8 protein-coding genes are annotated in these 11,237 nt (G+C 72.0%); 5 read left to right on the top strand and 3 right to left on the bottom strand.

Translation table 11 applies throughout. The annotated features are described in order from the left end of the window. Positions 1-181: 181 nt before the first annotated feature. The 4 genes from ABT300_RS36215 to ABT300_RS36230 all read left to right on the top strand — a co-directional run bounded on the left by ABT300_RS36215 (position 182) and on the right by ABT300_RS36230 (position 5,655). Positions 182-1,051: an LLM class F420-dependent oxidoreductase gene (locus ABT300_RS36215; RefSeq protein ID WP_351685151.1), complete on the top strand. Its 870-nt coding sequence runs from the start codon at positions 182-184 to the stop codon at positions 1,049-1,051. Positions 1,052-1,115: 64 nt separating this feature from the next. After that, positions 1,116-3,731: a bifunctional FO biosynthesis protein CofGH gene (locus ABT300_RS36220; protein ID WP_351685154.1), complete on the top strand. Its 2,616-nt coding sequence runs from the start codon at positions 1,116-1,118 to the stop codon at positions 3,729-3,731. A 76-nt stretch (positions 3,732-3,807) separates the two neighbouring features. After that, on the top strand, positions 3,808-4,395 hold the full coding sequence (locus ABT300_RS36225) for a hypothetical protein (protein ID WP_452989027.1): 588 nt from the start codon (positions 3,808-3,810) through the stop codon (positions 4,393-4,395). 135 nt (positions 4,396-4,530) lie between these two features. After that, positions 4,531-5,655: an ADP-ribosylglycohydrolase family protein gene (locus tag ABT300_RS36230; RefSeq protein WP_351685160.1), complete on the top strand. Its 1,125-nt coding sequence runs from the start codon at positions 4,531-4,533 to the stop codon at positions 5,653-5,655. Between the two features lie 36 nt (positions 5,656-5,691). Here the strand turns inward: ABT300_RS36230 and ABT300_RS36235 are convergent, their stop codons facing one another. Both ABT300_RS36235 and ABT300_RS36240 read right to left on the bottom strand, forming a co-directional pair. Continuing rightward, complete coding sequence (locus ABT300_RS36235) at positions 5,692-7,290, bottom strand: sodium:solute symporter family protein (RefSeq protein WP_351685163.1); 1,599 nt, start codon at positions 7,288-7,290, stop codon at positions 5,692-5,694. A gap of 126 nt (positions 7,291-7,416) precedes the next feature. Further along, positions 7,417-8,202 (bottom strand): SDR family oxidoreductase, encoded by a 786-nt coding sequence (locus ABT300_RS36240; protein WP_351685166.1) that lies wholly within the window; start codon positions 8,200-8,202, stop codon positions 7,417-7,419. 75 nt (positions 8,203-8,277) lie between these two features. Here ABT300_RS36240 and ABT300_RS36245 point away from each other — a divergent pair, with 75 nt between their 5' ends. Beyond that, positions 8,278-9,153, top strand: coding sequence for a hypothetical protein (locus ABT300_RS36245; RefSeq protein WP_351685168.1), 876 nt, complete (start codon positions 8,278-8,280; stop codon positions 9,151-9,153). Here the strand turns inward: ABT300_RS36245 and ABT300_RS36250 are convergent, their stop codons facing one another. Then, positions 9,154-11,100 (bottom strand): DUF8823 domain-containing protein, encoded by a 1,947-nt coding sequence (locus tag ABT300_RS36250; RefSeq protein WP_351685171.1) that lies wholly within the window; start codon positions 11,098-11,100, stop codon positions 9,154-9,156. Between the last annotated feature and the right edge of the window lie 137 nt (positions 11,101-11,237).

The following is an 11,237-nucleotide window of genomic DNA, read 5'->3' on the forward strand; positions in this document are numbered from 1 at the left end:
CCCGAGGCTCCCTGAGCCGCGGGCGCACCGGCGCCGTACGTCCGCAGCGGTAATGCCGACCAGTCGGTATGGACAGTTGCCGTGTCGCCCGGTAGAGATGGGGATCGCACCCGCACACCCGGGGGTCGCCACCCCCGCGACGACGCCGTCGACCGAGCCGCACGCTGCGAAAGGCCCGCCCATGCGCATCGCCGTCACGATCTTCCTCACCGACGAGACGATCACCCCCGTCCGCCTCGCCCGTGAGCTGGAGCAGCGCGGGTTCGCCGGGCTCTATCTGCCCGAGCACACGCACATCCCCGTCGAGCGCACCACCCCCTACCCCGCCGGCGGCGACCTGCCCCGCGAGTACGGCCGCACCCTCGATCCGTTCGTCGCGCTCGGGCAGGCGGCGGCGGTGACGGAGAGGCTGGGCCTGGGCACCGGCATCACGCTCGTCGCCCAGCACGACCCGATCGACCTGGCCAAGCAGATCGCGACCGTCGACCATCTCTCCGGCGGCCGGCTCACCCTGGGCCTCGGCTACGGCTGGAACGTCGAGGAGGCCGCCGACCACGGCGTGCAGTGGCGGACGCGGCGCGAGCTGGTCCGGGACCGGATGCGGCTGATGCAGGCCCTGTGGGCGGACGAGCCGACGGCGTACGAGGGCGAGTACGGGAGCGTGCGGGCCAGCTCGGCGTACCCCAAGCCCGTGCAGAAGCCGCGCGGACCGGTCGCCGGACCGCGCACGCTCGTCGGCGGGGCCGCCGGTCCGAAGCTGTTCTCGCACATCTGCGAGTACGCCGACGGCTGGCTGCCGATCGGCGGCCGCGGCCTGTCCGAGTCGCTGCCCCTCCTGCGGGCCGCGTGGGCCGACGCCGGCCGAGAGCCGTCCGCGCTCCAGGTCGTGCCGTACGCCGTCCACCCGTCCCCGGGCAAGCTCGCCCACTACGCGCAGCTCGGCATCGACGAGGTCGTGGTCCAGCTCCCGTCCGCCGGCGAGGCGGAGGTGCTCGGCCTCCTCGACGGGTACAGCACGTACCTCACCGACGCCAGTGGCGCGGCGCAATGACCTCGCGCCAGGGACGGACCGGGCGTCCCGTCGGCTCTGATCAGCCCGAACGTATGCTCAAAGGATGACGACTCCCGAGAGCTCCGGTACCGGCCCCGGCCCGATTCCTGGCACGCACCCCGGCCCCACCGAGAACTCCCTGCGCCGCGCCCTCAAACGCGCCCGCGACGGGGTCGCCCTCGACGTCGGTGAGGCGGCCGTCCTGCTCCAGGCGCGCGGCGAGGCCCTCGAGGACCTCGCCGCGTCGGCCGCCCGGGTGCGGGACGCCGGCCTGGAGGCGGCCGGCCGGCCCGGGGTCATCACCTACTCGAAGAGCGTCTTCATCCCGCTGACCCGGCTGTGCCGCGACAAGTGCCACTACTGCACCTTCGTCACCGTCCCGGGCAAGCTCCGCCGCGCCGGGCACGGCATGTTCATGTCTCCCGACGAGGTGCTGGACATCGCCCGCAAGGGCGCGGCCCTCGGCTGCAAGGAAGCCCTCATCACCCTCGGCGACAAGCCGGAGGAGCGATGGCCCGAGGCCCGGGAATGGCTCGACGCGCACGGCTACGACGACACCATCGCCTATGTGCGCGCCGTCTCCATCCGCATCCTCGAGGAGACGGGGCTGCTCCCGCACCTCAACCCGGGCGTCATGTCCTGGACCGACTTCCAGCGGCTCAAGCCCGTCGCGCCCTCCATGGGCATGATGCTGGAGACCACCGCCACCCGGCTGTGGTCCGAGCCCGGCGGCCCGCACCACGGCTCCCCCGACAAGGAACCGGCGGTCCGCCTGCGCGTCCTGGAGGACGCGGGCCGCTCCTCCGTCCCCTTCACGTCCGGGATCCTGATCGGCATCGGGGAGACGTACGAGGAGCGGGCCGAGTCGCTGTTCGCGCTGCGCAAGGTCTCCCGCGCCTACCACGGCATCCAGGAACTGATCATCCAGAACTTCCGCGCCAAGCCGGACACCGCCATGCGCGGCATGCCGGACGCGGAACTCGACGAGCTGGTCGCCACGGTCGCCGTGGCCCGGCACATCATGGGCCCGTCCGCCTGCCTCCAGGCCCCGCCCAACCTCGTCGACAGCGAGTACGAGCGGCTGATCGGCGCGGGCATCGACGACTGGGGCGGGGTCTCCCCGCTCACCATCGACCACGTCAACCCGGAGCGGCCCTGGCCGCAGATCGAGGAGCTGGCCGCGAAGTCCGCGGCGGCCGGCTTCGCACTGCGCGAACGCCTCTGCGCCTACCCGGAGTTCGTGCGGCGCGGCGAGCCCTGGCTGGACCCGCGGCTGCTTCCGCACGTGCGCGCGCTGGCCGACCCGGAGACCGGGCTCGCCCTGCCGGACGCCGTCGTCGAGGGGCGCCCGTGGCAGGAGCCGGAGGAGGTGTTCGTCTCGTCCGGGCGTACGGACCTGCACGTCTCGATCGACACCGAGGGCCGCACCTCCGACCGCCGCGACGACTTCGACGAGGTGTACGGCGACTGGGGCGCGCTGCGCGAGGCCGCCGCCCCCGGCATGGCCCCCGAGCGCATCGACACCGACGTGCGCCAGGCCCTGCGCACCGCCGCCGACGACCCGACGAAGCTCACCGACGCCGAGGCGCTCGCCCTGCTGCACGCGGACGGCCCGGCCCTGGACGCCGTCTGCCGCATCGCGGACGACGTCCGCCGCTCGGCGGTCGGCGACGACGTCACGTACATCGTCACGCGGAACATCAACTTCACCAACGTCTGCTACACCGGCTGCCGTTTCTGCGCGTTCGCGCAGCGGCGCACCGACGCCGACGCGTACACGCTCTCCCTCGACCAGGTCGCCGACCGCGCCCAGCAGGCCTGGGAGCTGGGCGCGGTGGAGGTCTGCATGCAGGGCGGCATCCACCCGGACCTGCCCGGCACGGCGTACTTCGACATCGCGAAGGCGGTCAAGGCCCGCGTCCCCGGCATGCACGTGCACGCCTTCTCGCCGATGGAGGTCGTCAACGGCGCGACCCGCACCGGTCTTTCGGTCCGCGAGTGGCTGACGGCGGCGAAGGAGGCGGGCCTCGACTCGATCCCCGGCACGGCGGCGGAGATCCTCGACGACGAGGTCCGCTGGATCCTGACCAAGGGCAAGCTGCCGGCGGCGACCTGGATCGACGTCGTCACGACGGCCCACGAGCTCGGCATCCGGTCGTCCTCGACGATGATGTACGGCCATGTCGACCAGCCCCGGCACTGGCTGGGACACCTGCGGACCCTCGCCGGGATCCAGCAACGGACCGGCGGGTTCACGGAGTTCGTCACCCTGCCGTTCATCCACACCAACGCGCCGGTGTACCTGGCGGGCATCTCCCGTCCCGGCCCGACCATGCGGGACAACCGGGCGGTCACGGCGATGGCCCGGCTGCTGCTGCACCCGCACATCCCCAACATCCAGACCAGCTGGGTGAAGCTGGGCACGGAGGGCGCTGCGGAGATGCTGCGCTCGGGGGCGAACGACCTGGGCGGCACGCTGATGGAGGAGACGATCTCGCGGATGGCGGGCTCGTCCTACGGCTCGTACAAGTCAGTCAAGGACCTGATCGCCGTCGCCGGGGCGGCGGGCCGTCCGGCGAAACCGCGCACGACGCTGTACGGCGAGGTGTCCGAGGAGCGGCAGCGGGCCGCGGCGGCGTCGGACGGGCATCTGCCGGAACTGCTGCCGGTGCTGGACTGAGGACAGTCCTACGGCGTCCCCACAGTACGATGATCGGACCCCTCGTGGCCGAGGGGTCCCGTAGCTGAGGAGATGCGTGCCCGTGCCTGCCCGACGGCTTCCCTCCTGGGCCTGGGTCACCGGCCTGACCGCCGGTGCGATCGCCGCGGTCGTCGTGCTGACGGCACAGGCCGAGAACGGTCCGCACCCGAAGGCGCCGGCGGCGAAGAAGCCGCACGCCTCGGCGTCCGCGACCGCGAGACCGCCGGCCTCGCCCAAGCCTTCCGCCTCGTCGCAGGCCGCCGGGGCGCCCGCGAAGTCGGGCACGGGCCGCAGGGTCGTCTACTCCGTGGGGCAGCACCGCGTCTGGCTGGTCGACGCCGACGACACGGCCCGGCGCAGCTTCACGGTCTGGCCCGGCACGGTGAATCCGGCCGTCGGCAGCTACACGGTGTCGCTGCGCAAGGACGCCCTCAAGGGATCCGACGGCGTGCAGATCGAGCACGTCATGTACTTCACCGTCGCCTCGGGCGTCAACATCGCCTTCTCCAACGCCGTCGACGGCTCCTCCCCGCCCCCGGCCGCCGCCGGCGCGCAGACCGGCGGCATCCGGATGGCCAAGGCGGACGGGACGGCGCTGTGGGCGTTCGGCGAGACGGGGACGAAGGTCAGGGTCGTCGAGTAGAACCGCCGGCGGTCCGCCACCCCACCGAGTCTCCGTCACCCCTTCACCCGTCGGCCGTCGCCCCGGCCGGAATCCGCGCGGCGTTCGATTACAGTGACGGACGTCGTACACACGGACGGTGGCCGGGAGGGCTTGGTGGCTGCGACTGCCGGTCCCGTCTGGGGCCGCACCGAACAGCAGGACTTCCGCAGCAGGGTGCGCGGCACGCTGCTGGGCGCGGCCGTCGGCGACGCGCTGGGCGCGCCCGTCGACGGGCTGGGTCTCGAGGAGATCAGGCAGGGACACGGGCCCGAGGGCGTGGTCGACCTGGCGTCCGCCTACGGGCGGCGCGGCGCGGTCACCCACCTCACCCAGCTGACCCTGTTCACGGTGGACGGTCTGGTCCGCGCCCATGTGCGGCGGGACACCGGCGCCTGGCACCCGCCGACAGATCTGCACCGGGCGTATCTGCGGTGGGCGGCCACCCAGCGCGACTGGGGGCCCGACCTGCGGCGCAAGGACGACGGCTGGCTCGCCCGCGAGGAGTGGCTGTACGCCCGCCGTGATCCGACCCGCACCCTGCTGCTCGGCCTGGGCGACGACGTGATGGGCACCCTCGAATCGCCCAAGAGCCCCGGCGCGGCCGGTCCGGAGGTCGTGCCCCGCTCGGTGCCGATCGGGCTGCTCGTCGGCTGGGAGCCGCAGCTCGTCGCGCAGCTCGCCGTCGAGTGCGCGGCCCAGACCCACGGTCACCCCACGGCGTATCTCGCGGCGGGCGCGTACGCCGTCACCGTGCACGCGCTGGCGCGCGGCGAGAGCCTGGACGGCGCGGTGCGACAGGCGCTCGCGCTGCTGGCGGCGCGGCCGGGGCACGAGCCGGTGTCCCAGGCGCTGGGACGGGCGCTGGGCGCCGTGCGGGAGGAGCCGCCGGAGCCGGGGCGGGTGGAGGAGCTGGCGCGGACCGGGACCGCGGAGGCGGTGCTGTCGGGCGCCGTCTACTGCGCGCTGGTCGCCGAGGACGTCCGGCACGGGCTGCGGCTCGCCGTGAACCACGGCGCCCCCTCGGCCCCGACCGCGGCCCTCGCCGGCGGTCTGCTCGGCGCCCTGCACGGCGAGACGGCCCTCCCGCCGGCCTGGCTGGCCGAGCTGGAGGGCCGTCCCACGATCCTGGAACTCGCCGACGACTTCGCCATGGAGATGACCCAGGGCCCCGCCCTGCACGGCCCCGCGGGGGCTTCGCCGGGATGGCTGGCGAGGTATCCGCGGGGCGGGCCGGGGTGAGGCGGTCCGGCGCCCCGGCCGGCGGGCGCCGGCTGCTCAGACTCCCCCGGAGGGGGCGCCCCCGGACGGGCTGATGAGCTTGCCTTCCACCGTGTCCCGCGGTTCCGGCGCCGCCGCCGCTCCCGCCGAGCCCCCGTCCCCGTCGGTGTTGATGGTCTCGATGATCGCGAGGCGCTCCGGGGTGTCCTCGGGCTTGACGAACCCGATGACGATGTAGAGGACCAGCGACACGGCCAGCGGGATCGACACCTGGTACTGGAGCGGCACGCCGCCGTCGACGTTCCAGTTGATCGGGTAGTTGACCAGCCAGAAGGCCAGCAGGCCCATCGACCAGCTGCCCAGCGCCGCCGTGGGACCGGAGCGGCGGAAGGGGCGCAGCAGACCCAGCATCATCGGGATCGCCATCGGACCCATCAGGCCGGCGACCCACTTGATGACGACGGTGATGATGTCCTTGAAGGCGGGGGAGTTGACCTGGGTGGCCGCCGCCATGGACAGACCGAGGAACACGACGGTCGTCACGCGTGCCGCGATCAGTCCCGAGCGCTGGTTCCACTCCCGTGCCCTGGCCCAGATCACGGGCGCGCAGTCCCGGGTGAAGACCGCGGCGATGGCGTTGGCGTCGGAGGAGCACATCGCCATCGTGTGGGAGAAGAAGCCGACGATGACGAGCCCCAGCAGGCCGTGCGGCAGCAGCTGTTCGGTCATCAGGGCGTAGGAGTCGGAGCCGTCCGGCTTGTTCGACGTCACCAGCAGCGGGGACATCCACATCGGGAAGAACAGCACCAGCGGCCAGACCAGCCACAGCACCGCCGACAGCCGGGCGGAGCGCTCGGCCTCCGTCGGGCCGGAGGTGGCCATGTACCGCTGGGCCTGGTTCAGCATGCCGCCGTTGTACTCGAAGAGCTTGATGAAGAGGAACGCGAGCAGGAACACCGTGCCGTACTGGGCGACGAGCGGTTTGTCGTGGCCCTGCAGCGCCGGCTGGTCCCAGGCGTCCAGGAACCCGATGCCCTTGTCGTTCAGCTTCAGCACGACGGCCACGAACATCGCGATGCCCGCAAGCAACTGGATGACGAACTGGCCGAGTTCGGTCAGCGCGTCCGCCCACAGGCCGCCGATGGTGCAGTAGACGGCGGTGATCGCGCCCGTGATGAGGATGCCCTGGTTGAGGGAGATGCCGGTGAAGACGGACAACAGGGTGGCGATGGCGGCCCACTTGGCGCCCACGTCCACGATCTTCAGCAGCATCCCGGACCAGGCGAGCGCCTGCTGGGTCTTCAGGTCGTAACGGTTCTTCAGGTACTCCAGCGGGGAAGCCACATGGAGCCGCGACCGCAGCCGGTTGATGCGCGGCGCGAACAGCTTGGAGCCGATCGCGATGCCGAGGGCGATGGGGAAGGACCAGGTGACGAAGGAGGTGACGCCGTAGGTGTAGGCGATGCCCGCGTACCCGGTGAACATCACCGCGCTGTAGCCCGACATGTGGTGCGAGATGCCCGACAGCCACCAGGGCATCTTGCCGCCGGCGGTGAAGAAGTCGCTCACGTCGTCGACGCGTTTGTGCGACCAGACGCCGATCGCGACCATCACGCCGAAATAGCCGATGAGCACGGCCCAGTCGAGACCGTTCATGTGCGCCCTCCCAGGGATCAGCCCGGCGCTCATCGTGGGCGCTCACGCATGGACACGACAAGTAACCGAGAGGTCAAAGGGAGGTAAAAGAATTCGGTATGATGTCCTGTGTTCATCCATGTGAACTCAGCGCATCAGCTCCCCGGCGTTGACCAGCAACGACTGTCCAGTGATCGCCCGTGCCCGGTCCGACGCCAGGAACACCGCCGCATCCGCCACATCCCCGTCCGTGGCGAGCTCGGGCAACGCCATCCGCCCCGTGAGCCTCCCCAGCACCTCCTCCTCGGGCACCCCCTCGGTCTGCGCGGTGAACTGCACGTACGCCTGCACCGGCGGCCCCCACATCCACCCCGGCAGCACCGTGTTGACCCGGATCCGGTGCGGCCCGAGCTCCCGGGCGAGCGAGTACATCGCGCTCGTCAGCGCCCCCTTGGACGCCGCGTACGCCGCCTGCCGCACCTGCGAGGGCGCCGCCACGGCCGACTGCGTCCCGATGAACACGACCGACCCGCCCCGCTGCTTCAGCGCCGGCAGGCAGGCCCGCGTCATCCGCAGCGTGCCCAGCAGATTGACGTCCAGCACCGACTGCCACGTCGTGAAGTCGGCGTCCTCCACCCCGCCGAAGCAGGAGTCCCAGGCCGCCACGTGCACCACCGCGTCGATCCCCCCGAACCGCTCCCGCGCCAGATCGGCCAGCGCCTCGCAGCTGTGCTCGTCGGTGATGTCGGCGGCCCGGTACGCGGTGTGCGCCCCCGCCGGGTCGATCTCGGCCGCGCTCTTCGCGAGGTTCGCCTCGGTCCGCGCCCCGAGCACGGCGTTCCCGCCGTCCCGCACGACCGCGGCGGCGACCTGGTGACCGAGCCCGGCGCCGACCCCCGACACGACGACGGTCCTGCCCTCCAACGATGACATGGGGCCTCCCTGCCTCTTCCGCTCTATCTGACGGAGCGTCAGAGTATGGGCCAGTCACCGAGGATGGGGAAGAGCATGAGCGAGGAGACGCACCGCGACACGCGCAGCGAGACACACGGCGACACGCACAGCGAGACGTACGCGGAACTGGCCGCCGTCGGCCCCTACGGGGTCCACCCCGGACACGCCCTGATCACCATGGTCGAACCGCACCCCGGCCACGAGTACGCCTACAACCGCTGGTACGAGGACGACCACTACTACGCCGGCGCGATGGCCATGCCGTGGATGTACGCCGGCCGCAGATGGGTGGCCACCCGCGACCTGCAACTGCTGCGCTACCCCGAGAAGTCGGCGGTCGCCCAGCCCGTCACCGCCGGCTGCTACCTCTCCACCTACTGGATCACCGACGGACGCCACGGCGACCACATGAAGTGGACGGTCGCCGTCAACAAGCGCCTCAACCGGGACGCCCGCGTCTACCACGACCGCACCCACGTGTTCACCGCGTTCCAGGACCACGCGACGACCGTCTACCGGGACGGCGCGGCGGGCCCGAGGGACTTCCACGCCCTCGACCACCCCTACGCGGGCCTCGTCGTCGAGGTGATCGACGCCGACTCGACGCAGCAGCGCGCCGAACTCCTGCACTGGCTGCGCGCCCGCCACCTTCCCCGGCGGCTGGCCGGCTCCCCGGCCGCCATGGTCACCGTCTTCCGCCCCACCCCGCTCCCCGGCGACCGCATGACCTACGTCAAGCAGGTCGAGGGCGTCGACACCCGGCTGACCCTCCTGTGGTTCCTGGAGGCGGCCCCCGGCGACTGCTGGGACCCCTGCTTCACCGGCCTCGAGGAAGCGGTCGCGGAGTCCGGCCTGGGGCGCGTGGAGCTGGTCGCGCCGTTCATCCCCACGGTGCCGGGCACCGACCGGTACGTGGACCGGCTGCGCTGATCACCGCTTGTCCTTCAGCTCGTCCGGGCACGGCGTCCCCCGGGGCAGCTGATAGGGCGCCGCCAGCCGGTACGTGCCCGCCTTCGGCGCGAGCAGCACCGTCCACTTGTCGCCGTCCGCGTCCTCCGCCGTCTCGAACAGGCAGCCGTTGACGTTGTCGAACGTCTTCGGCTCGCCGTCGGACCGGTCCTTGGACTCCTGCGTCTCCTGCGGCGGCTTCAGGCTCTTGCCCTTCGCGTCCACCACGCTCAGCCACGGCGAGTACGGGATCCGGATCAGGATCCGTCCCGCCTTCTTCACGTCGATCGTCATCTCGCCCTGCTCGGCCCGCTGCACCACCGCGTTCGGCTCGGCCAGCGGGGCGGGATCGACGACCTTGAACAGCTGCCAGTTGGCGTCGCCCCAGATCTGCTCCAGATACGGCAGCCCCCGCTGCACCAGCTGCCGCTCCCGCTCACCGCCGTCCCCGTCCAGCGCCTCCTTGGGGACGACGACGAAGTGCACCGCCCACCGCTTCAGCCAGTCGTGGTAGTTCGCCGAGTTGAGGGTGTCGTCGTAGAAGAGCGGGTTGCGCTCCATGTCGGCCTGGCGGTTCCAGCCGCGGGCGAGGTTGACGTACGGCGCGAGCGCGGACGCCTCGCGGTGCGAACGGGCCGGGACGACCTCCACCCGGCCCTTCTCCGCGCCGACCCCCTGCAGCTCGTTGACGAGCGGCGCCAGCTCACGCGCCCAGGAGGCCGCCGGGGTCGTCCGCACGACGTCGTCGACCGACTTGAAGCCGATCCAGCCCACGAACGTGAGCGACGACAGGACGATCACGTACCACTTGCGGCTGCGCGGCACGGCGAACGGCAGCGCCGCCATCAGCACCACGCCCGTGAACATCATCGCGAGCCGCGTGATGTTGGACCCGATCTGCGAGCTGATCAGCCACACCATCAGCACCCCGAGCCCGTACACGGCCGCCGTGATCCGCACCGTCTTCCAGTCGCGCGGGACGACGGCGAAGACGACCAGCGCCGACAGCAGCGGCAGGGACGCCGAGCCGATGGACATCGGCTGGGTGCCGGAGAACGGGAACAGCCAGGCCGAGAGGGCGACGACCACCGTCGGGGCCAGCCCGAGCGCCCACGCGCCCGGCCGCCGCTTCTGCAGGAACATCGCGACGGCGACTATGCCGACGAAGAGCCCGGCCACCGGCGACCCCATGGTGGCGAGCGCGGCGAGCGGAGCCGCGCACAGCGCCTTCGCCCACCGTTTGTAGCGCCAGCGGTGCGGCCAGCAGAACACGACGGCGACCGCGCCCAGCGCGAACATGTTGCCGAGGCCGAAGGTCACCCGGCCCGAAGCGGCGTTGCACAGCAGCGCGAAGATCCCCGCGAGCGCGGGCCACACCGGGTTCTTCACCGGCCGGCAGCGCAGCAGGATCAGAGTGAGCAGCCCCGCCGACAGCGTCCCGGCGACCATCATCGTCGTCCGGACGCCGAGCAGGGACATCAGGTACGGCGACACCATGCTGTACGACACCGGGTGCATGCCGCCGTACCAGGCGAGGTTGTACGCCGAATCGGGATGCCGGCCGACGAACTCGGCCCAGGCGTCCTGCGCCGCGAGGTCGCCGCCGCTGTTCGCGAACGTGAAGAACCAGACGAGGTGCAGGACGCCGGACAGCACCGTCATGGTGAGGACGAGATGGCGGCCGAGGGGCGCGCCGAGACGCGCGCCGGCACGGTCGAGGGCGCCGCGCACCCGGGACGTCCCGCGCGCGGACTGCGTAGGGCTCTGAGGCGCGCTGTCCGGGACCCGGTCCTGCCCGAGGTCTACCATCGCGCCGCCGGCCGGGTCACGGTCGTGCTCGCCCGACTGGGGTGCGGGCACCCTGGTGCGCGGGCCGGCGTCCCGGTCCGGACCGGCGTCGTCGGCGCGTGTCGGCTCCGCAGTGGCCACCTGAAGGCACTCCCCGTGTCCCGTCTTCTGTTCTCGGCCGCGTACCGTTCGCGTCCGCTTCACGGCTACGCCCTTGCGACCGGCGGCCTGTCCCGTTTCGCGACGCTAGCACGCACCCCGCCGGGCGGCTGCCCGAC

Origin of the sequence: Streptomyces sp. NPDC001027, from assembly GCF_040299045.1 — a bacterium.
Taxonomy (GTDB): domain Bacteria; phylum Actinomycetota; class Actinomycetes; order Streptomycetales; family Streptomycetaceae; genus Streptomyces.